22 protein-coding genes are annotated in these 19,281 nt (G+C 61.6%); 15 read left to right on the top strand and 7 right to left on the bottom strand.

What is annotated here, in order from left to right; all coding sequences use genetic code 11:
- Window positions 1-40: 40 nt before the first annotated feature.
- From ACF8FG_RS01180 to ACF8FG_RS01170, 3 genes are all read left to right on the top strand, one after another.
- Window positions 41-976, top strand: coding sequence for an aspartyl/asparaginyl beta-hydroxylase domain-containing protein (locus ACF8FG_RS01180; RefSeq protein ID WP_014590045.1), 936 nt, complete (start codon window positions 41-43; stop codon window positions 974-976).
- A 156-nt stretch (window positions 977-1,132) separates the two neighbouring features.
- Window positions 1,133-1,294 (top strand): hypothetical protein, encoded by a 162-nt coding sequence (locus tag ACF8FG_RS01175; protein WP_154070663.1) that lies wholly within the window; start codon window positions 1,133-1,135, stop codon window positions 1,292-1,294.
- Window positions 1,295-1,410: 116 nt separating this feature from the next.
- Entirely contained in the window at window positions 1,411-2,292 is an 882-nt protein-coding gene (locus tag ACF8FG_RS01170) for a DMT family transporter (protein ID WP_070383564.1), read from the top strand.
- A gap of 3 nt (window positions 2,293-2,295) precedes the next feature.
- On the opposite strand, the gene ACF8FG_RS01165 is transcribed toward ACF8FG_RS01170, so the two are convergent.
- Complete coding sequence (locus ACF8FG_RS01165) at window positions 2,296-2,754, bottom strand: DUF4265 domain-containing protein (RefSeq protein WP_019436818.1); 459 nt, start codon at window positions 2,752-2,754, stop codon at window positions 2,296-2,298.
- Between the two features lie 13 nt (window positions 2,755-2,767).
- On the bottom strand, window positions 2,768-3,643 hold the full coding sequence (locus ACF8FG_RS01160) for a DMT family transporter (protein ID WP_019436819.1): 876 nt from the start codon (window positions 3,641-3,643) through the stop codon (window positions 2,768-2,770).
- Window positions 3,644-3,848: 205 nt separating this feature from the next.
- Here ACF8FG_RS01160 and aceK point away from each other — a divergent pair, with 205 nt between their 5' ends.
- On the top strand, window positions 3,849-5,564 hold the full coding sequence (gene aceK / locus ACF8FG_RS01155; RefSeq protein ID WP_010955236.1) for a bifunctional isocitrate dehydrogenase kinase/phosphatase: 1,716 nt from the start codon (window positions 3,849-3,851) through the stop codon (window positions 5,562-5,564).
- 19 nt (window positions 5,565-5,583) lie between these two features.
- Here aceK and ACF8FG_RS01150 read toward each other — a convergent pair whose 3' ends face one another.
- Window positions 5,584-6,444: a DUF6279 family lipoprotein gene (locus tag ACF8FG_RS01150; RefSeq protein ID WP_070383566.1), complete on the bottom strand. Its 861-nt coding sequence runs from the start codon at window positions 6,442-6,444 to the stop codon at window positions 5,584-5,586.
- 130 nt (window positions 6,445-6,574) lie between these two features.
- Between ACF8FG_RS01150 and ACF8FG_RS01145 the strand changes: the two genes are divergently transcribed.
- Complete coding sequence (locus ACF8FG_RS01145; RefSeq protein WP_010955234.1) at window positions 6,575-7,411, top strand: S1 RNA-binding domain-containing protein; 837 nt, start codon at window positions 6,575-6,577, stop codon at window positions 7,409-7,411.
- Between the two features lie 5 nt (window positions 7,412-7,416).
- Here the strand turns inward: ACF8FG_RS01145 and ACF8FG_RS01140 are convergent, their stop codons facing one another.
- The gene (locus ACF8FG_RS01140; protein WP_014590048.1) at window positions 7,417-7,797 is read right to left on the bottom strand and encodes a hypothetical protein; all 381 of its coding nucleotides are present in this window, start codon (window positions 7,795-7,797) and stop codon (window positions 7,417-7,419) included.
- 235 nt (window positions 7,798-8,032) lie between these two features.
- Between ACF8FG_RS01140 and ACF8FG_RS01135 the strand changes: the two genes are divergently transcribed.
- From ACF8FG_RS01135 to def, 3 genes are all read left to right on the top strand, one after another.
- Window positions 8,033-8,212, top strand: coding sequence for a CsbD family protein (locus ACF8FG_RS01135; protein WP_012051514.1), 180 nt, complete (start codon window positions 8,033-8,035; stop codon window positions 8,210-8,212).
- 152 nt (window positions 8,213-8,364) lie between these two features.
- The gene (locus ACF8FG_RS01130) at window positions 8,365-9,321 is read left to right on the top strand and encodes a YihY/virulence factor BrkB family protein (protein ID WP_014590049.1); all 957 of its coding nucleotides are present in this window, start codon (window positions 8,365-8,367) and stop codon (window positions 9,319-9,321) included.
- The gene (gene def, locus ACF8FG_RS01125; RefSeq protein WP_014590050.1) at window positions 9,321-9,857 is read left to right on the top strand and encodes a peptide deformylase; all 537 of its coding nucleotides are present in this window, start codon (window positions 9,321-9,323) and stop codon (window positions 9,855-9,857) included. The genes ACF8FG_RS01130 and def overlap by 1 nt, the downstream gene beginning before the upstream one ends.
- On the opposite strand, the gene ACF8FG_RS01120 is transcribed toward def, so the two are convergent.
- A complete protein-coding gene (locus tag ACF8FG_RS01120) occupies window positions 9,812-10,216 on the bottom strand; it encodes a GNAT family N-acetyltransferase (RefSeq protein ID WP_318079846.1) in 405 nt (134 codons plus the stop codon). The genes def and ACF8FG_RS01120 overlap by 46 nt on opposite strands.
- A 318-nt stretch (window positions 10,217-10,534) precedes the next feature.
- On the opposite strand from ACF8FG_RS01120, the gene ACF8FG_RS01115 reads away from it, so the two are divergent.
- The 5 genes from ACF8FG_RS01115 (at window position 10,535) to ACF8FG_RS01095 (ending at window position 13,543) form a co-directional block, all read left to right on the top strand.
- Entirely contained in the window at window positions 10,535-10,792 is a 258-nt protein-coding gene (locus ACF8FG_RS01115; protein ID WP_003254632.1) for a DUF2790 domain-containing protein, read from the top strand.
- Window positions 10,793-10,983: 191 nt separating this feature from the next.
- Window positions 10,984-11,409, top strand: coding sequence for a YybH family protein (locus ACF8FG_RS01110; RefSeq protein ID WP_392518589.1), 426 nt, complete (start codon window positions 10,984-10,986; stop codon window positions 11,407-11,409).
- A gap of 44 nt (window positions 11,410-11,453) precedes the next feature.
- Complete coding sequence (locus ACF8FG_RS01105; RefSeq protein WP_014590052.1) at window positions 11,454-11,798, top strand: YciI family protein; 345 nt, start codon at window positions 11,454-11,456, stop codon at window positions 11,796-11,798.
- A gap of 21 nt (window positions 11,799-11,819) precedes the next feature.
- Window positions 11,820-12,305: an SRPBCC family protein gene (locus ACF8FG_RS01100; protein WP_014590053.1), complete on the top strand. Its 486-nt coding sequence runs from the start codon at window positions 11,820-11,822 to the stop codon at window positions 12,303-12,305.
- Complete coding sequence (locus ACF8FG_RS01095) at window positions 12,305-13,543, top strand: RNA polymerase sigma factor (protein ID WP_014590054.1); 1,239 nt, start codon at window positions 12,305-12,307, stop codon at window positions 13,541-13,543. Before ACF8FG_RS01100 ends, ACF8FG_RS01095 begins: the two co-directional genes overlap by 1 nt.
- Before the next feature lie 119 nt (window positions 13,544-13,662).
- Here ACF8FG_RS01095 and ACF8FG_RS01090 read toward each other — a convergent pair whose 3' ends face one another.
- Entirely contained in the window at window positions 13,663-14,133 is a 471-nt protein-coding gene (locus tag ACF8FG_RS01090; protein ID WP_003254624.1) for a MaoC family dehydratase, read from the bottom strand.
- 34 nt (window positions 14,134-14,167) lie between these two features.
- Complete coding sequence (locus tag ACF8FG_RS01085; protein WP_318081736.1) at window positions 14,168-15,112, bottom strand: lysophospholipase; 945 nt, start codon at window positions 15,110-15,112, stop codon at window positions 14,168-14,170.
- Window positions 15,113-15,330: 218 nt separating this feature from the next.
- Here ACF8FG_RS01085 and fadD2 point away from each other — a divergent pair, with 218 nt between their 5' ends.
- Window positions 15,331-17,019 carry a long-chain-fatty-acid--CoA ligase FadD2 gene (fadD2, locus tag ACF8FG_RS01080; protein WP_014590056.1) on the top strand — a complete coding sequence of 563 codons (1,689 nt, stop codon included), beginning with the start codon at window positions 15,331-15,333 and terminating at the stop codon, window positions 17,017-17,019.
- A 331-nt stretch (window positions 17,020-17,350) separates the two neighbouring features.
- A complete protein-coding gene (fadD1, locus tag ACF8FG_RS01075) occupies window positions 17,351-19,048 on the top strand; it encodes a long-chain-fatty-acid--CoA ligase FadD1 (RefSeq protein ID WP_014590057.1) in 1,698 nt (565 codons plus the stop codon).
- The last annotated feature ends 233 nt before the right edge of the window (window positions 19,049-19,281 follow it).

The raw sequence follows: 19,281 nt of genomic DNA, 5'->3' as shown, positions 1-19,281 counted from the left end.
CAGGCAGCGCAGCCCTGACTCTTCCTCAAGGAGTGAAAGCATGACCTTTTCCTTTGCAGCCAAGGCGGGTGTCTTGCTGGTGTTTTTCGGCAGCGTGCTGTTCGTGCACTTGCGTGGCAAGGCCCGCTTGCCGGTGTTGCGCCAGTTCGTCAACCATTCGGCGCTGTTCGCCCCCTACAACGCGTTGATGTACCTGTTTTCCGGCGTGCCGTCCAAGCCCTACCTGGATCGCCAGCGCTTCCCCGAGCTGGACGTATTGAAGGACAACTGGCAGGAAATCCGCGAAGAGGCCATGCGCCTGTTCGACGAAGGCTATATCCGTGCCGCTGAGAAAGATAACGACGCCGGCTTCGGTTCGTTCTTCAAGAAGGGCTGGAAGCGCTTTTACCTGAAGTGGTACGACAAACCTCTGCCTTCGGCGCAAACCCTGTGCCCGCGCACTGTCGAGCTGGTCAGCCGCATCCCCAATGTCAAGGGCGCAATGTTTGCCCTGCTGCCCGGCGGCAGCCACCTGAACCCGCACCGCGACCCGTTCGCAGGCTCGCTGCGTTATCACCTGGGGCTGTCCACGCCCAACTCCGACGCATGCCGCATCTACGTGGACGGTGAGCAGTACGCCTGGCGTGATGGCGAAGACGTGATGTTCGACGAAACCTACGTGCACTGGGTCAAGAACGAAACCGACGTTACCCGCGTGATCCTGTTCTGCGACATCGAGCGCCCGCTGAGTAGCCCGCTGATGACGCGCATCAACCGTAAGGTCAGTGCCTTCCTCGGCCGCGCCACCGCGCCGCAGAACACCGACGACGAGCGCGTGGGCGGGATCAACCAGGCGTACGCCTGGAGCAAGCGCTTCAGCAACAGGATCAGCAACCACGTGAAGCAGTTCAAGCGCGCCAACCCCAAGGCTTACCGCGTGCTGCGGCCGGTACTGGCGGTGGTGGTGGCGTATCTGTTGTATCGCTGGTTGTTCTGATTTTTTCTGGTCTAACCGGCATCTTTGCGGGGCCAGCCCGCTGCCACCTGTGCGCCTCATCCTTCAAGGACGAGGGCGCGCGCGTGGAAGCGGGGTTGTGCTGCGAAGAATCACTCGCTATATTCCAGAACATTCACTTCTGCAAAGAACCCTGTCATGCCCGCCATCCCTTCCACCACACGCTTTGCCATCGCGCCAGTCGCGGGCATGGTCGTGCGTGGTAGCCAGCAGCCGGTCATGATCTGTCACTCCCCACCACCTGTCAGTGGCGTCGTAGGCGGCGTAGCTCCGCCTCATTGCGTGGTCGTGCTGGGCTGATCGGCTTCTTGCCGTACCCCTTCACACGCGCAACCTACTGAACACGGTCGGCCACTGCTCACGTTGAAGCGCACGCCGTCCGTTTGGCTTATCTGCCTACTATCAGGTGGCAATTCATGTCTGTCTTTACCAAAACGTCCGTGGCCTCTGCGGCCACTACCTGCCTGTTCGTCCTGCTGTGGAGCAGCGGGGCGATCGTCTCCAAGCTCGGCCTGGCGCATGCCAGCCCGTTCGCCTTCCTGCTGTTGCGCTCGGCGCTGGCCCTGGCTGGCCTGTTGCTGATCGGCCCGTTGCTAGGGCTGCGCTGGCCGCGTACTCGCGGGAGCATTCTGCGCGCCCTTGGTACAGGGTGTGTGCTGCTCGGTGCCTATCAGATCTTTTATCTGTTGGCGCTTGATACCCATGTCACCCCCGGTGTCATGGCCACGGTGATGGGGGTACAACCGATCCTCACCGTGGTGCTGATGGAACGCCAGCGCTCCTGGAGCCGTTTGTTCGGCCTGGGTTTGGGGTTGGGCGGCTTGATCATGGTGGTCTACCAGGGCATCAACCTGGGCGGGGTATCGCTGGCGGGCATGCTGTTCGCCCTGCTGGCGCTGGTCAGCATGACCTTTGGCTCGATCCTGCAGAAGCGCATTACCGACAACCCCATGGGCACACTGCCGCTGCAGTACCTGGCCGGCTTTGCCATGTGCGCGCTGTTCGCACCTCTGCAACCGCTTCATGTCGAGTGGACCGGCAGCTTCGTCGGTGCGCTGCTGTGGATGGGCCTGGTGGTCTCGCTGCTGGCAACCTTGCTGCTGTACCGGCTGATCGCCAAGGGCAACCTGGTCAATGTCACCAGCCTGTTCTACCTGGTGCCGGCAGTGACTGCGGTGATGGACTTGCTGATCTTCGGTAACCGCCTGGCACCGCTCAGCCTGCTGGGCATGGGGCTGATCGTGGTAGGGCTGCTGTTCGTGTTTCGCAAGCCCGCCGCGGGCCTGGCGGAAGCGTAGGCCCTAGCGGAACTCTTCGGGGATGGCGTGGCGCAACACGCCTTCCTCGAAGTCCAGCAGGCCGGCTTCGCGCTGGGTGAGCAGGTAGTAGAGCAGGGTATCGAGCGAGCGTTGCGGCGGGACCTCGACCGCCAACATCTTCACTGCTTGTTCGGTTTCACAGGCGCAGCCGAAATCCAGCAATGCTGCGCGTACCTGGTCGAGGGTTTCCGGTGGTTTGACGACCACCCGGAACACCGAGCTGCCGCTGCTGTGGCGCAGTTCTGCGAACCAGGTTTCGCCTGCTTCCTCGCGAGTGTCGATCACGTCGCCCGGGGCGATGCCATAGACATGGAAGGGTATGTTGTCGATGGCATAGCCGCCTTCCACAGCCTTGGCCCACAGGCCCTCGACCGAGGCCGGTGGGTAGCCGTTCTCGTCCTGTTCCAGGCGGAACAGGACCTTTTTGTACGCGCTGTTCATGCCGTACTCCGCTTCAGCTGCGCGCCGGGCGCAGCACCAGCCACAAGGCCAGGCCAATCAGCAGGCCGCCGTATAGGTGCGCCATCGACAACGGCTCATCCAGCAGCCATGCCCCCCACAATACGCCGAATACCGGGATCAGGAAGGTCACGGTACTGGCTTTGACCGGTCCGATCTCGGCCAGTAGGCGGAAGTACAGGATGTAGGCAAAGGCGGTGCACAGCAAACCCAGCCCCAGCAACGACAACCACACCTCCCAGCCCCCCCAGCTGGCGGGTGGTTGGGTGAGTGCGCTCCAGCCGAACAGCGGGGTCAGCATGAGCGTTGCGCCGAGCATGCTGCCCAGCGCGGAAAGACGGCTGTCCAGGCCACTGATCCAGCGGCGGGCGAGGAACCCGGCAAAGCCGTAGCAGGTGGTGGCCGCCAGGCAGGCGAGGGCGCCTTGCAGCAGGGCCATGTCCAGTGCCACCGGGCCGGCGCCGCTAAGGATGCCGACGCCGAACAGGCCAAGGAAGATGCCGCAGAGTTTGGCCAGGGTCATTGGCTCGCGGAAGAACAGTACGCCGACCAGCACGCCCATCAACGGGGTGGTGGCGTTGAAGATTGCCGAATAGCCGGCCGGCAGCACCTGGGCCGCCACCGAGTAGAAGGTGGCGGGGATGCCGGAGTTGATCATGCCCAGCACCAGGCACGCGCCGAGCTTGCCCTGGAAGTCCCAGCGCACACGGGCGGCGGCCAGTATCACGATCAGGCCCAGGCAGGCGATGGAGACCCGGAAGAACGCGGTCGGCACCGTACCCAGTTCGGGGGCGATGATGCGCATGAACAGGAAACTCGCTCCCCAGACGGCGGCAAGGGTCAGCAGGCGGGCTAGGGCGATGGGGCTCACAACGGTCTCCGGAGGTAAGGCAGGGGCGCGAGTGTACGCCAGGGGGCGGGGGGATTCTTGTGCTTTCTTGCTGTGTAATTCCTCTTGGGGCTGCGGGGCTCTGGGCAAGGCAGCTGCAACTACAGCTCTGGCCTTCAATGGCAGTAACCCATGAAGCCAAGGGCGGCTAAGCTCTGTACTCAATCCCAGCTCCGAGGCACCACGCATGTCCCAGCCCTGGCCCGCTGTCGAAATCGCCCGGATGATCCTCGCCGGCTTCGACGACTACCGCGATCATTTCCAGCGCATCACCCTTGGTGCTCGCCAGCGCTTCGAGCAGGCGCGTTGGCAGGATATTCAGCAGGCCGCCGCTGCCCGCATCAATCTCTATGAAGAGAAAGTCGCCGAAGTCAACGGTTGGCTGCGCCAGGCCTTTGCCGCAGAGGTGCTGCTGGACGTGGAACAGTGGCCTCTGGTGAAAAACGCCTATATCCACCTGATTGACCCCCGCCTGGACGACGAGTTGGCAGAGACCTGGTACAACTCGCTGTTTTGCAGCCTGTTCAGCCATGACCTGATCAGCGACGGCTGCATGTTCATCCACACTACCCGGCCTTCCATGCGCGGCCGCGAGCGCGCCGCGCAAACCCGTACCTATCGGCTTGACGGCAGTCTCAGGAACTTGCTGCGTGCGGTGTTCGCCGATTACCCGTTCGACATGCCTTATGGCGACCTGGAAGGCGACCTGGCGCGGCTGGAAGAACAACTGCGCGAATGCCTGCCCGACTGGGTGTGCAAGGACCCGGCGCTGGCCGTGGAGCTGTTTGTACCCGTGCTTTACCGCAACAAGGGGGCCTATCTGGTCGGCCGCCTGTACAACAGCGATGAGCAGTGGCCGTTGGTGATTCCCTTGTTGCACCGCGAGGGCCACGGCATCGAGGCCGATGCACTGATCACCGACGAGGCCGAGGTGTCGATCATCTTTTCGTTCACCCGCTCTTACTTCATGGCCGATGTCCCGGTGCCCGCCGAGTTCGTCAATTTCCTCAAGCGCATCCTGCCGGGCAAGCACATTGCCGAGCTGTATACCTCGATCGGGTTCTACAAGCAGGGCAAGTCGGAGTTCTACCGCGCACTGATCAACCACCTGGCCAGCAGTGATGACCGCTTTGTCATGGCGCCAGGGGTGCGGGGCATGGTCATGAGCGTGTTCACCTTGCCCGGCTTCAATACCGTGTTCAAGATCATCAAGGACCGCTTCTCGCCATCGAAAACCGTGGACCGCGCCACGGTGATCGACAAGTACCGGCTGGTGAAGAGCGTCGACCGGGTGGGGCGTATGGCCGACACCCAGGAGTTTGCCGATTTTCGCTTTCCGCGCAGCAAGTTCGAGCCGGATTGCCTGGCCGAGTTGCTGGAGGTGGCACCGTCGACGGTGGCGCTGGAGGGCGACACGGTGCTGATTCGCCACTGTTGGACCGAGCGGCGCATGACGCCGTTGAACCTGTACCTGGAGCAGGCCACCGAGGGCCAGGTGCTGGAGGCGCTGGAGGACTACGGCCTGGCCATCAAGCAGTTGGCGGCGGCGAACATCTTCCCCGGCGACATGTTGCTGAAGAACTTTGGTGTGACCCGTCATGGCCGGGTAGTGTTTTACGACTATGACGAAATCAGCTTTCTGACCGAGGTGAATTTCCGCCACATCCCGCCACCGCGTTACCCGGAGGACGAAATGTCGGGCGAGCCGTGGTACTCGATCGGGCCGCATGATGTGTTTCCCGAAGAGTTTCCGCCGTTTCTGTTTGCCGATATGGGCCAGCGGCGGTTGTTCAGCCGCTTGCATGGGGAACTGTATGACGCGGATTACTGGAAGGGGCTGCAGGCGGCGATACGTGAAGGGAAAGTGATCGATGTGTTTCCGTATCGGCGCAAGGCCCGGTGAATCAGCTCGAACAGGCCTGTCACTCCTTCAAACACTTCATCTCGCTCAAATGGGTCCGCACCTTGCCCAGCCGTTCCTGCAGGAATCTCCGCTGCTGCGGGGTGCTTTGTCGCACCAGGTCCACCAGCAGGCTGCGCGCCTGCTGCTCGGCATTCTGATATGCCGCCCGGTATTCGGGTGTCCACAAACTCTCCTTGCGTTGCAACAAGGTCGCCAGGCGCGGTTGGAAGCTGGAGTCGTTGCGCTGGTTCATTGCCAACAGTAATTGCTGCTGCCAGTGGGCACGGTTGGCGATCCATTCACGGTTCTGGTCACCCAGCGCTTGAGACCAGGTCTGGATGCGTTGCTTCTGTACCGCCGTCAACTCGCCAAACCATGGCGTCAGGCGTTTTTCCATGCGTTCGCTACGGCGGGCCATCTGCTTCGGCAATGGCGTATCCACATACTGCTTCTGCCGTTCACTGATGTCATCGCGGAAGGCTTCACGCATCTGCGCTACCTGGTTGTCGCTCATGCCGCGCAGCAGTTCGGTGGCCGAAGGGGTGATTTCCTCGGCCACTCGACCAATTGCCTCACGGACCTCGCGGGTGCTCTGCTGCAGGGCCTGGTCGGTGACCTGGTCGTCGGCGACCATCTCACGTAGCCGGTCGAGCCAGTCGAGGTAGCCGGGCAGTTGAGTCTTGCAATGCCAGGCCAGGTGCTCGCGCAACCGATCGTCCAGCAGCGCCCTTTGCTCGCGGTTCATGTCCAGATAGTCGCTCAGCGACCACGGCACCAGGCGGTCGAGGTTGCGATAGGCCAGGTCGATGCGGCTGCAGGCGGCCAAGGCCAGGGCGAAGCCGATGGCGATAAGCAGGGCTTTGGGCAGGCGTAGCGGCATGTGCTGTTCCTTCCTCAGGCTGGCCAGAAGGTAGATGCAAGTGCGGCCTGGCGGTTCCACTGCATGAGTGGTCGGGCCATGTGGTGGCTTCAGGTGTAGAATAGCCGCCTTGTCTTGAGGATCATCGGAAATGGCTCTGCTTGGGCGTTACAACAGTTTGCAAATCGTGAAACACGTGGACTTCGGTCTGTACCTGGACGGCGGCGCCGATGGCGAAATACTGCTGCCCGGGCGCTATATCCCGAAAAACGCCGAGACCGAAGTCGATGACTGGTTGAACGTGTTCATCTACCTGGACAGCGAAGACCAGCTGATCGCCACCACCGAGAAGCCCAAGGTGCAGGTTGGCGAGTTCGCCAGCCTGAAGGTCAAGGACATCAACGGTGCCGGTATCTTCCTGGACTGGGGCCTGTCCAAGGACCTGCTGATGCCGTACTCGGAAGAGGCAAGGCCTCTGAAGATCGGTGATTACTGCGTGGTGCACGTGTACCTCGACAAGCGCACCCGCCGGATCACTGCCACGTCGCGCCTGGACCGCTACCTCGATGTCACCCCGGCCGACTACAAGGTTGGCCAGCCGGTCGAGCTGCTGGTGGCCGGCGAAACGCCGATGGGCTTCAAGGCCATCATCAACAACCGCCACTGGGGCCTGATCCACAAGAACGAGGTGTTCAAGTTCTTGCGCTCGGGCATGCACGAGAAGGGCTTCATCAAGGAAGTGCGCCAGGACGGCAAGATTTCACTGAGCCTGCAGCCGGTAGGCGCCGCCCTGGCGGACACCCTGCAAGAGCAGATCATGGCGCGCCTGGAAGCCGAAGGCGGGGTGTTGGGGGTGTGCGACAAGAGTGACCCTGCGTTGATCAGCAAACTGTTCAACGTCAGCAAGGGCAACTTCAAGAAGGCCATTGGCGGGTTGTTCAAGCAGGGCCTGATCGTCATCCATGACGATCGCATCGAGAAAGCCTGACGGCCTTACGCCTGTACGAAGTTGCGGAAGTCCAGCTGCTCGCCACCCGGACGGGTGTCGCGCAGCAGCGAGTCACGGTCGGCGCTGAGGGCCAGGCTGATGGTGGAGCGGCGCTTGCCAGGCTTGCGCACTTCCATTTGCTCAAGGTGAGCCTTGAGGAAATTGGTGGGCACCTTCAGGTGCTGCAGCTCATCGCTTTCCGGCGTGTGCAGCAGCAGGTTGACCCAGTCGGCCTGGCCCTTGCCCAGCAGTGCCACTGGCACTTCGAACCACCACAGGTTGCGTTTGCTGTCCAGAGTGGCGAACAGAGTATTGCTGCTGGTCAGCACCGGCCGTGCCAGTGCTTCGTTGCGCCGGGCGATGGCGGCGGGTTTGTCGAGTTTCATGCAGGTTCCTGCGCGTTGACGCTATGAAGGCCTGCATTGTGAGGGGTGGCACGGGGCGGAGCAAGGTTTGTGACTTGCGGTGCCAGTGCCGGCCTCTTCGCGGGCTTGGACGGTATTCGCCTGCAGTTTTACCGTTCGGCTTCTGGCCGGGAAATCCGTTGAAACTCCTGGCCCAGGCGTTGGGTCAACCTTCTGTCGACACGGTTCACGTGTCTCCATTTGCAGGAGTTTTGCCATGAGCGGTACTAAAGACAAAGCGAAAGGCTTGGCCAACGAAGCGATCGGCAACGTGAAACAGGGTGTTGGCAAGGTGACCGACAACGACAAGCTGCGGGCCGAAGGCAAGGCGCAGGAGCTCAAAGGCGAGGCGCAGCAGGTCAAGGGCAATGTGAAGGATGCGGTGAAGAAACCTTGACTTGAGGCGGTGCGGGTCTCTTCTCGGGCGAACCCGCGAAGAGACCCGCACTATTGGCAAGCAAATTCTTCAACCACGGCCGGGAGCAGCACAGCACGGACAGGGTCTATTAGACTTGCCTGTGTAACGATCAAGCGGCGAAAGGAGACGCTATGATTTTCCCCGACCTGCGCGGCTTGCCCCTGCACCGCGTGCTGGTTCGCACCGTCAAGGAATTCCTCGACGACGAGATGTCCACCTATGCCTCAGCGCTGGCCTACCAGGCGCTGTTCTCGCTATTTCCCTTCCTGTTGTTCCTGATTGCCCTGATCGGTTTCCTGCACTTGCCGGACTTTTTCTCCTGGCTGCGTCTGCAATCGGAACTGGTATTGCCGCCCCAGGCGCTGGAGCAGGTGAATCCGGTGATCGACCAGTTGCAACAATCCAAGGGTGGGCTGCTGTCGGTGGGTATCGTGATCGCCCTGTGGACCGCCTCCGCCGGCGTGCGCCTGATGATGAGCGCCATGAACGCCGCTTACGATGTGCCCGAAGGTCGCCCGGTGTGGAAGCGTATCCCGCTTTCCATTTTCTACACCGTGGGCCTGGCTGGCATGCTGCTGGCGGCCGCAGCGCTGATGGTGCTCGGCCCGCAGGTGATGGAATGGATAGCTGCCCAGATCGGCATGCAGGAGTTCATCGTCACACTGTGGACCATCCTGCGCTGGCCGGTGATCATCATTCTGCTGATGGTGGCAGTGGCCCTGATCTATTACGTGATGCCTGATGTGGAACAGCAGTTTCGCTTCATCACCCCGGGCTCGGTGCTGGCGGTTGTAGTGTGGATCGTGGCCTCACTGGGCTTTGCCTACTACGTGAAGACCTTTGCCGACTACAACGCCATGTACGGCAGCATTGGTGCAATCATCGTGCTGTTGCTGTATTTCTATATTTCGGCTGCCGTGCTGCTGCTCGGCGCCGAAATGAATGCGGTGATCGAGCACATGTCAGCCGAAGGCAAGAACCCGGGCGAGAAAGACTTCGACGGGGAAAAACCCAAGGAAACCTTGACTGTACTGGGTCACGAGCACCCGAACCCGAGCAAGCCTCATAGCGTCGAGCCGAACCCCTGATGATCCGTGACATTCTCAAGATGGGCGACGAACGCCTGCTGCGCATCGCTCCGCCAGTGCCCGAGCACATGCTTGGCAGTGCCGAACTGCAGCAATTGATCGACGACATGTTCGAAACCATGCGTCACGTCGGCGGTGTGGGCCTGGCCGCCCCGCAGGTCGGCATCGACCTGCAGTTGGTGATCTTCGGCTTCGAGCGCAGCGAGCGATACCCCGATGCCGAGGCGGTGCCGCAGACCATTCTGCTGAATCCGGTCATCACCCCGACCTCCAGCGAGGTCGAGGACGGCTGGGAGGGGTGTCTGTCGGTGCCTGGTTTGCGCGGCGTGGTGCCGCGCTTCAAGCATATCTGCTACCAAGGGATCGACCCCCAGGGCAGCCCGATCAACCGCTTTGCCGATGGCTTCCATGCGCGGGTGGTGCAACACGAGTGCGACCACTTGATCGGCCGGCTATACCCCTCGCGCATCCAGGACTTTGCCAGGTTCGGCTACACCGAGGTGCTGTTCCCTGGGCTTGAGGCCAGCGACGACTGACCTCGCTGCAGGGCTACCAGGCGTTTGTTGCGCTGATAGCGTTGCAGGCGGCTGGCCAGGGGTTCTGGCAGCTGTTGGGCCAGGTCGAAACCCAGGCGCTGGTAGAAGGGCGTCAGGTCGGGATGACAGAACAGCCAGACGGGCCCGTCAACCTGCGCCAGCGCTGCCTCGACCAACCGTGCAGCCACCCCTTGGTTGCGCCGCTGCGGGGCGACGAACAGGCCCGTCAGCCAGAATCCCTCACCCACCGCACTCAGGCTCAGTCCGGCGATGATGCCAGGGGCCCGTGCTACCCAAAGTGCGGCGTCGCTTGCAGCGCGCATGCGTGAGCTGTGCTGGCGGTAGAAGTGGTCCAGCAAACGGCGTTCTGTGTCCGAAAGCCTCGAACAGGACAATTTTTCAGAAATGGCGAGTCCTACCCTGAAACGTGGCCAGAGGCTCTGGCCTAATGATTTGCGGCCACTTTGTCGCAGATTGTTGCAAAACCGGCAAGGGTGAATATCCGACTCCGGGGTTCAACTATTACTGGCCGGGAGTAGAATTTTGTTCATCCCCCCTGGCAGTACGAAGCGGGATCGGTACTTCGTGCCATCTAGACCCTAGATGACAACTTCTCCGCGCCGGATACGGCAATAGAAGTCAATCGATCAGCTTGAACGCTCAAAAGGCAAAACCACATGAAACCATTACTGATTCTTGCATTGGTCGGTATGTCCTCGTTCGCCCTCGCCGATGAGGCCAAACCCGTCTCCAGCGAGCCTGTGGCTCAGCAGTATGACTACTCGATGAACCTGGACATCAAGCGGGTGATCAACCTGTCGACCATCCCCAATGTCTGCGAAGTGGTACCTGCGACCATGACCTATGAAGACCATCAGGGCCAGGTGCACACCATTCAGTACCGGGCCATGGGTGAAGGTTGCCAGCAGGGTTGACTGGCGGTGCCCGCCACAGGGTCTGAAAACGCTGTGGCGGGCACTTGCTAACCCTGATGCGATCTCACAGGTGCTCCGCCAATACAGAATAATTTCCCCCGCCTGTCGAATCCTCCGCTTACCGTTCGACCATAGCTGAAGGCACGCTTCACACCGTGCCCCACCCCCTATGATCTTTCGGAGGTACCCCGATGAGCACCGCAGCCGAATCCGAAATCCGTCAATTGATCGAGCGCTGGATGCAAGCCGTGCGCGATCGCGACATCCCGGGCATCATCGCCCCCTACGCCGACGATATCGTCGCCTTCGATGCCATCCAGGCTCTGCAATTCAAAGGCAAGTCAGCCTACACGGCGCACTGGGAAACGTGCATGGGCATGTGTCCCGGCCCCATGGTGTTCGAACTTGCCCAACTCACCGTGCACGCCGCTGGCGATCTGGCCCTGGCCCATTGGCTGAACCGCTGCGGCCCGGGCGACGACGAAAGCCAGTGCGGCTTCATGCGCGCCACGGTGGGCTATCGTCGTCAAGGCGGCCAGTGGCAGGTAATTCACGAACACTGGTCGGCGCCTTTCGATATGGAAACGCAAAAAGCCCTGTTCGATCTCAAGCCCTGAGCCGTTATCGCCAAACGCACTTTGCCAATACCCTGGAGGCGACCATGAAATACCTGTGCCTGGTCTATTGTGACGAGGGGCTGTTGCACAGCCTGCCCGACAGCCCGGCAGACGCCGAATGCATGGCCTACGCCGAAGCCATTCAGGGTTCCGGGCGCATGCTGGCGGCCGAGGCGCTGAAGCCGGTGCAGACGGCCACCACGGTACGCATGCGCAACGGACACATGAGCCTGACCGACGGCCCGTTCGCCGAAACCAAGGAGCAACTGGCCGGCTTTTACCTGGTGGAGGCCCGCGACCTAAACGAAGCGCTGAATATCGCCAAAGGCATCCCTGCCGCGCGGGTCGGCAGTGTCGAGGTGCGACCGGTGCGTGAGCTGCAACCCTGACAGCCAAGGAGAACAATCAGCATGAGCCTTGCCCCCATTGCCCAGGCGCAACACGAGTTATCCATCAGCCGCCTGATCGACGCCCCACCGGCCAAGGTATTTCGCGCCTGGACCGAACCCCAGTGGCTGATGCAGTGGTGGGGGCCGCACGGCATGACCACCCCGGAGTGTGAAATGCAGCTGTGGGCCGGTGGCCTGTTTCGCACCTTGATGCGGGCGCCGGATGGCAGCGAGTACCCCAACCAGGGCGTTTTTCTGGAAATTGCCGCGCCACGCCGGCTGGTGTTCACTGATGCCTTCGGCCCCGGTTGGGTGCCATCGGACAAGGCCTTCATGACCGCCGTGATCAGCTTTGACGAGGAACAGGGCAAAACCCGCTACACCGCCCGGGCCTGGCACTGGAATGCCACCGACTGCCGGGCCCATGAAGAAATGGGCTTCCACCAAGGCTGGGGAGAAAGCCTGGACCGCCTGGTGGAGGTGGTGACCCAGCGGATGCCCGACTGATGGCCGCAATGGCCCAGGTGCGCGCCGAAGTCGAGGCTGTGTATCGGCAGGAGTCGCGGCGCATACTGGCGACACTGATCCGCTTGCTGGGTGATTTCGACCTGGCCGAGGAGGCCATGCATGATGCCTTCTTCATTGCCGTCGAACGCTGGCAACGCGACGGTATTCCCGCCAACCCGCGAGCGTGGCTGGTTTCTGTCGGGCGCTTCAAGGCCATCGACGCGCTGCGCCGGCGCGTCCGCTTCGACCGCTCCCAGGCGGACTTGAGCATGCTGCTGGATGACCAGGCGCAGGATCCCAGTGAAGAAGAGCTGCTGGTGGATGACCGCCTGCGGCTGATCTTCACCTGTTGCCATCCGGCCCTGTCGGCCGACGCTCAGGTGCCATTGACGCTTCGCGAAGTCTGCGACCTGACGACCGAGCAGATCGCCCGCGCCTTTCTGCAAAGCCCGGCCACCATCGCCCAGCGTATTGTGCGCGCCAAGGCCAAGATCCGTGACGCGGGCATACCGTACCAGGTACCGGAGCTGAGTGAACTGCCCGAGCGCCTGGAAAGTGTGTTGCGGGTGATCTACCTGGTGTTCAACGAGGGCTATTCGGCGTCATCGGGCGAGACACTGCTGCAGCAGGCGCTGAGCGATGAAGCCATTCGCCTGGCGCGGTTGCTGGTGCAGTTGCTGCCCGACCCGGAGGCGGTCGGCCTGCTGGCGTTGATGTTGTTGCAGGCGTCCCGGCAGCGGGCGCGCATCGATGGCAAAGGCGATTTGGTGGTTCTGGAGCAGCAGGACCGTAGCTTGTGGGACCGGCAGTTCATTGCCGAGGGCTGTGCTCTGGTGCGCCAGGCCCTGCAGAGCCGTGCATTCGGGGCCTATACCATCCAGGCGGCGATTGCTGCCGTGCATGCCGAAGCGGTGACGGCTGAAGAGACGGACTGGGGAGAGATCGTCGGGCTGTATGACGTGTTGCAGCGGTATTGGCCATCAGCGGTGGTGGCGCTTAACCGGGCGGTGGCGCTGGCGAAGCGGGATGGGCCGGAGGCTGGCTTGCGGGAAGTCGAAGGGATTCTGGCACGGGGGGAGTTGCTGGACTATCACCTGGCACATGCGGCACGCGCCGAGTTGCATTGCCAGCTGGGACAGGTGGAAGAGGCGCGGGCGGCCTGGCGGCAGGCGCTGGCCTTGACCCGGCAGGCGCCTGAGCGGCGGTATATCGAGCGGCGTTTGCAGGCTATCGAATGATGTGAGGTGTGCCGGCCTCTTGGCGGGCAAGCCCGCTCCCACAGGATGCCTGCCAAATCAACGCGTTAGCGGGTTACCCAGGAGAGCAGCCTTGAAGAAGATGCTGGCTGCATCACACCTCAGCTCGCCACGAAATTCGGCGGCGACACCAGCTCGACGGTCTGCTGCTTGCGCGGCGCCAGGATCTCGGCTTCACCCGCGACCACCAGCTCGTCGTTCTGGTTGTACACATTGGTGGCGATGCGCACCTTGAACTTGGGCAGCTTCTCGAGGATTTCCAGGCGCACGGTCAGGGTGTCGCCGATTTTCACCGGTTTCTGGAAGCTCATCTGCTGGCCCAGGTAGATGGTGCCAGGGCCAGGGAGGGTGCAGGCCACTGCAGCACTGATCAGCGCGCCGCTGAACATGCCATGGGCAATACGTTCGCGGAACATGCTCTTGGCGGCGAACTCGGCATCCAGATGAACCGGGTTGTGGTCACCGGACATCGCAGCGAACAGTTGGATGTCGCGTTCTTCAACGGACTTCTTGTACTCGGCCTTCTGGCCGACTTCGAGGGCTTCGTAAGGCGTGTTGGTGACCTGGGACATCGATGCTTCCTTAAGCGTTGGGCGAGGGCGGCTATCATTCACTGCGCGCAGGGCGGCCAAGGGCCAGCGCCTGTTCCAGCCAGCCGAGAATATCGGCGATGACCTCGCCACGGTTGGTTTCGTTGAGTACTTCATGCCGCGCCTCAGGATAGATGCGCAGCTGTACATGTCGGTTGCCGGTCGCGCGCAGGGCGTCGGCCAGATGGGTGAGACGCTTGCCGGCACTGACCGGATCACATTCACCGCCGATCACCAGCATCGGCAGGTTGGGATCGATCTGCGCGAGGTTACCCGGCTGACTGATCTGCGCCAAGCCTTGCAGCAGATCGAGCCACAACTGGTTGGTGCAGCGAAAGCCGCACAACGGGTCATTCACGTACTGATCGACCTCGCCCGGGTCGCGGCTGAGCCAGTCGAAGGCCGTGCGGTTGGGCTTGAAGGCGTTGTTGAACGAACCGAAGGACAACCATTCGATCAGTGCACTCTTGCCCAGTGGCCCCTGGCGCCAGGACTCCAGCCGGGCAATCAGCCGCGCAAAGCGGTACAGCACGGCCGGTTGATAGTTGGAGCCGCTGAGGATCGCCCCGTGCAGGCTGCCACTGTGATGCAGCAGGTAAGCCTGGGCGATGTAGCTGCCCATGCTGTGGCCGAACAGGAACAGCGGCGTGCACGGGAACTGCTGGCCGATGTGCTGGGCCACACACCCCAGGTCATTGATCACGGCATTCCAGCCATGATGACGGGCAAACAGGCCGAGACTGCCCAGTTCGGCAGTGCGCCCGTGGCCACGCTGATCGGCAGCGAACAGGGCAAAGCCGGCCTCGCTCAGGGCCTGGCCCAGACGGTGGTAGCGCCCGGCATGCTCGGCCATGCCATGGGCCAGCAGCACCACGGCCTTTACCGGTGTGGCCGGCAGCCATTGGTGTACGTACAGGCTGCAGTGCTCACTGGCGGGCAGCCAGAAGGCATCGTGAGGCATGGCGGGTCCTTGTGCGCGCGGTTACCCGAACAGTGTATGCACAACCGGCCGGATTGCAGGAGGGGCACAAATAAGATTCACAATGTTAATGGCGGCACTTGGCGTATATGCCACCTTGGGTTTACCTGCTAACGTCGAATCAACGCCTTTTCGCCAGCAGGCGGTCAGGTAAAGGACTAAAGGACGCAGTGCAGGTCCAGGCAGAGGAACAATAATAAATGCAAGCCGACTTCTGGAATGACAAGCGCCCGGCAGGCGTGCCTTCCACCATCGACATCAATGCCTACGCCTCGGTCGTCGAGGTGTTCGAGCGCTCCTGCAAGCGCTTTGCCGACCGCCCGGCGTTCAGCAACCTGGGCGTGACCCTCAGCTACGCGGAACTGGAACGCCATTCGGCAGCATTCGCTGCCTGGTTGCAGCAGCACACCGACCTCAAACCGGGTGAGCGCATTGCCGTGCAGATGCCCAATGTGCTGCAGTACCCCATCGCCGTATTCGGTGCCATGCGCGCCGGGCTGATCGTGGTCAATACCAATCCGCTGTACACCGAGCGCGAGATGCGCCACCAGTTCAAGGACAGTGGCGCGCGTGCGCTGGTGTACCTGAACATGTTCGGCAAGCGCGTGCAGGAGGTGCTGCCCGATACCGGTATCGAGTACCTGATCGAGGCAAAGATGGGCGACCTGCTGCCGGCCGCCAAGGGCTGGCTGGTCAACACCGTGGTCGACAAGTTGAAGAAGATGGTGCCGGCCTACCAGTTGCCCCAGGCGGTGCCGTTCAAGCAGGTGCTGCGCGAGGGCCGCGGGCTGTCGCCCAAACCGGTGTCGCTGAACCTCGATGACATCGCCGTGCTGCAGTACACCGGCGGCACCACCGGCCTGGCCAAGGGCGCCATGCTCACCCATGGCAACCTGGTGGCCAACATGCTGCAGGTGCTGGCCTGCTTCTCGCAGCACGGCCCCGATGGGCAGAAGCTGCTGAAGGACGGCCAGGAAGTGATGATCGCGCCGCTGCCGCTGTACCACATCTATGCCTTCACCGCGAATTGCATGTGCATGATGGTCACCGGCAACCATAACGTGCTGATTACCAACCCGCGGGATATTCCCGGCTTCATCAAGGAACTGGGCAAGTGGCGTTTCTCTGCCTTGCTGGGCCTCAATACCCTGTTTGTCGCACTGATGGACCACCCGGGTTTCCGTCAGCTGGACTTCTCGGCGCTGAAGGTCACCAACTCTGGTGGCACAGCGCTGGTCAAAGCGACCGCCGAGCGTTGGGAAAACCTTACCGGGTGCCGTATCGTTGAAGGCTACGGCCTGACAGAAACCTCGCCGGTAGCCAGCACCAACCCATACGGCCAGCTGGCGCGTCTGGGGACGGTGGGCATCCCCGTGGCGGGTACTGCGTTCAAGGTCATCGATGATGACGGCAACGAACTGCCGCTGGGCGAGCGGGGCGAGCTTTGCATCAAAGGCCCGCAGGTCATGAAGGGGTACTGGCAGCAGCCCGAGGCAACGGCCCAGGCACTGGATGCAGAAGGCTGGTTCAAGACCGGTGATATCGCGGTGATCGACCCGGACGGCTTCACCCGCATTGTCGACCGCAAGAAGGACATGATCATCGTCTCGGGCTTCAATGTTTACCCCAACGAAATCGAGGATGTGGTGATGGGGCACCCCAAGGTCGCCAACTGTGCGGCTATCGGCGTGCCGGACGAGCGTTCCGGCGAGGCGGTCAAGCTGTTCGTGGTGCCGCGCGAGGGGGGGCTGAGCGTTGATGAGCTGAAGGCCTACTGCAAGGCCAACTTCACTGGCTACAAAGTACCCAAGCACATCGTGCTGCGTGAATCGTTGCCCATGACGCCGGTGGGCAAGATTTTGCGGCGGGAGTTGCGCGATATAGCGTGATACCGGGATGGCTTCTTCGCGGGTAAACCCGCTCCTACACCGCCCAATGTAGGAGCGGGTTTACCCGCGAATGCCTCAAACCGCTCTAACAGGCCATATACAGCCTTATCTGCGACATTTTGGATAATTACTCTAAAAATGACCTGTATTGTTCATTGAGTCATTTTTGTGACCGAGAGGCCTGTTTTGGCCTCTAGGCGACCCCAGACAAAGCTGTTACTCTCGGCCCGCTTCCAGATGATCCGGTTTGCAACGAACCGTCATCTCATATCAATAATAAGCGCATCGACGCGTGAATCGAACTTCGCTGTTGCTGAAGGAGTGGGCTTCCATGATCGAAAATTTTTGGAAGGATAAGTACCCAGCCGGGATTACGGCGGAAATCAATCCTGACGAATTCCCCAATATCCAGGCAGTACTCAAGCAATCCTGCCAACGCTTTGCCGACAAACCGGCCTTTAGCAACCTGGGCAAGACTATCACTTATGGCGAGTTGTATGCGTTGTCGGGGGCGTTTGCCGCCTGGCTGCAGCAGCATACCGACCTCAAGCCGGGTGACCGCATTGCCGTGCAACTGCCCAATGTCCTGCAATACCCGGTCGCGGTCTTCGGTGCCATGCGTGCCGGGCTGATCGTGGTCAACACCAACCCGCTGTACACCGCGCGGGAGATGGAACACCAGTTCAACGACTCGGGTGCCAAGGCCCTGGTGTGCCTGGCCAACATGGCCCACCTGGCCGAGAAAGTGGTGCCCAAAACCAAGGTCAGGCACGTTATCGTCACTGAAGTGGCCGACCTGCTGCCGCCACTCAAGCGCCTGCTGATCAACAGCGTGATCAAGTACGTGAAGAAGATGGTGCCGGCCTACAACCTGCCACAGGCTGTGCGTTTCAATGACGCCCTGGCGCTGGGCAAGGGCCAGCCAGTGACCGAAGCCAACCCGCAGGCCAACGACGTGGCGGTGCTGCAGTACACCGGCGGTACCACCGGTGTGGCCAAAGGCGCCATGCTGACCCACCGCAACCTGGTGGCCAACATGCTGCAGTGCCGGGCACTGATGGGCTCCAACCTGCACGAAGGCTGCGAAATCCTCATCACCCCGCTGCCGCTGTACCACATCTATGCGTTTACCTTCCATTGCATGGCGATGATGCTGATCGGCAACCACAACGTGCTGATCAGCAACCCGCGAGACTTGCCGGCGATGGTCAAGGAACTGGGCAAGTGGAAGTTCAGCGGCTTTGTGGGCCTCAACACCCTGTTCGTTGCCCTGTGCAATAACGAGGCGTTCCGAGCCCTGGATTTCTCGGCGCTGAAAATCACCCTGTCGGGCGGCATGGCCTTGCAGCTAAGCGTGGCCGAGCGCTGGAAGGCCGTTACCGGTTGCGCCATCTGCGAAGGCTACGGCATGACCGAAACCAGCCCGGTGGCGGCGGTGAACCCGTCGGAAGCGAACCAGGTGGGCACCATCGGTATTCCGGTGCCGTCGACCCTGTGCAAGGTCATCGACGATGCCGGCAATGAGCTGCCGCTTGGCGAAGTGGGCGAGCTGTGTGTCAAGGGCCCGCAGGTGATGAAGGGCTACTGGCAGCGTGAAGACGCCACGGCCGAGATTCTCGACAGCGAAGGCTGGCTGAAGACCGGTGACATCGCCGTGATCCAGGCGGACGGCTACATGCGCATCGTCGACCGCAAGAAAGACATGATCCTGGTCTCGGGCTTCAACGTGTACCCCAACGAGCTGGAAGACGTGTTGGCGGCCTTGCCGGGCGTGCTGCAGTGCGCAGCCATCGGTGTGCCGGACGAGAAGTCGGGTGAAGTGATCAAGGTCTTCATCGTGGTCAAGCCGGGCATGACCGTGACCAAGGAGCAGGTGATGGAGCACATGCGCGCCAACGTTACCGGCTACAAGGTACCGCGCCACATCGAGTTCCGCGATTCGCTGCCTACCACCAACGTGGGCAAGATCCTGCGCCGCGAACTGCGTGATGAAGAGCTCAAGAAGCAAGGCTTGAAGAAGATCGCCTGACCACAAGCCTGCACGCTCAGTGTGGGGGCGGCCTCGTGTCGCGAAAGGGCCGCGACGCGGCCCTGGATTTCGGCGGTAATGCAACGATGGCTGGGGGCGCTATGCGCCCCTTTCGCGACATAAGGCCCCACAATAAGATGCGGCGCCGTCTTCAGACATTGTGAGCCCCTGTAGGCGCGGGTTTACCCGCGAATACGGTAGTGGCGAAAACGGTGAATGGCGGGTGGAGATCG

Source organism: Pseudomonas sp. YQ_6, assembly GCF_043103245.1.
Classification (GTDB): Bacteria; Pseudomonadota; Gammaproteobacteria; order Pseudomonadales; family Pseudomonadaceae; genus Aquipseudomonas; species Aquipseudomonas alloputida.
This window is presented reverse-complemented; position numbering and strand designations above follow the sequence as displayed.

What these genes read in the sequence shown, in the direction of transcription:
- ACF8FG_RS01090 (WP_003254624.1), bottom strand. Translation starts at nt 14,133, where the DNA reads ATGTCCCAGGTCACCAACACGCCTTACGAAGCCCTCGAAGTCGGCCAG.
- def (WP_014590050.1), top strand. Translation starts at nt 9,321, where the DNA reads ATGATCCGTGACATTCTCAAGATGGGCGACGAACGCCTGCTGCGCATC.
- ACF8FG_RS01130 (WP_014590049.1), top strand. Translation starts at nt 8,365, where the DNA reads ATGATTTTCCCCGACCTGCGCGGCTTGCCCCTGCACCGCGTGCTGGTT.
- aceK (WP_010955236.1), top strand. Translation starts at nt 3,849, where the DNA reads ATGTCCCAGCCCTGGCCCGCTGTCGAAATCGCCCGGATGATCCTCGCC.
- ACF8FG_RS01100 (WP_014590053.1), top strand. Translation starts at nt 11,820, where the DNA reads ATGAGCCTTGCCCCCATTGCCCAGGCGCAACACGAGTTATCCATCAGC.
- ACF8FG_RS01135 (WP_012051514.1), top strand. Translation starts at nt 8,033, where the DNA reads ATGAGCGGTACTAAAGACAAAGCGAAAGGCTTGGCCAACGAAGCGATC.
- ACF8FG_RS01150 (WP_070383566.1), bottom strand. Translation starts at nt 6,444, where the DNA reads ATGCCGCTACGCCTGCCCAAAGCCCTGCTTATCGCCATCGGCTTCGCC.
- fadD2 (WP_014590056.1), top strand. Translation starts at nt 15,331, where the DNA reads ATGCAAGCCGACTTCTGGAATGACAAGCGCCCGGCAGGCGTGCCTTCC.
- ACF8FG_RS01115 (WP_003254632.1), top strand. Translation starts at nt 10,535, where the DNA reads ATGAAACCATTACTGATTCTTGCATTGGTCGGTATGTCCTCGTTCGCC.
- ACF8FG_RS01140 (WP_014590048.1), bottom strand. Translation starts at nt 7,797, where the DNA reads ATGAAACTCGACAAACCCGCCGCCATCGCCCGGCGCAACGAAGCACTG.
- fadD1 (WP_014590057.1), top strand. Translation starts at nt 17,351, where the DNA reads ATGATCGAAAATTTTTGGAAGGATAAGTACCCAGCCGGGATTACGGCG.
- ACF8FG_RS01175 (WP_154070663.1), top strand. Translation starts at nt 1,133, where the DNA reads ATGCCCGCCATCCCTTCCACCACACGCTTTGCCATCGCGCCAGTCGCG.
- ACF8FG_RS01145 (WP_010955234.1), top strand. Translation starts at nt 6,575, where the DNA reads ATGGCTCTGCTTGGGCGTTACAACAGTTTGCAAATCGTGAAACACGTG.
- ACF8FG_RS01110 (WP_392518589.1), top strand. Translation starts at nt 10,984, where the DNA reads ATGAGCACCGCAGCCGAATCCGAAATCCGTCAATTGATCGAGCGCTGG.
- ACF8FG_RS01180 (WP_014590045.1), top strand. Translation starts at nt 41, where the DNA reads ATGACCTTTTCCTTTGCAGCCAAGGCGGGTGTCTTGCTGGTGTTTTTC.
- ACF8FG_RS01095 (WP_014590054.1), top strand. Translation starts at nt 12,305, where the DNA reads ATGGCCGCAATGGCCCAGGTGCGCGCCGAAGTCGAGGCTGTGTATCGG.
- ACF8FG_RS01085 (WP_318081736.1), bottom strand. Translation starts at nt 15,112, where the DNA reads ATGCCTCACGATGCCTTCTGGCTGCCCGCCAGTGAGCACTGCAGCCTG.
- ACF8FG_RS01105 (WP_014590052.1), top strand. Translation starts at nt 11,454, where the DNA reads ATGAAATACCTGTGCCTGGTCTATTGTGACGAGGGGCTGTTGCACAGC.
- ACF8FG_RS01165 (WP_019436818.1), bottom strand. Translation starts at nt 2,754, where the DNA reads ATGAACAGCGCGTACAAAAAGGTCCTGTTCCGCCTGGAACAGGACGAG.
- ACF8FG_RS01170 (WP_070383564.1), top strand. Translation starts at nt 1,411, where the DNA reads ATGTCTGTCTTTACCAAAACGTCCGTGGCCTCTGCGGCCACTACCTGC.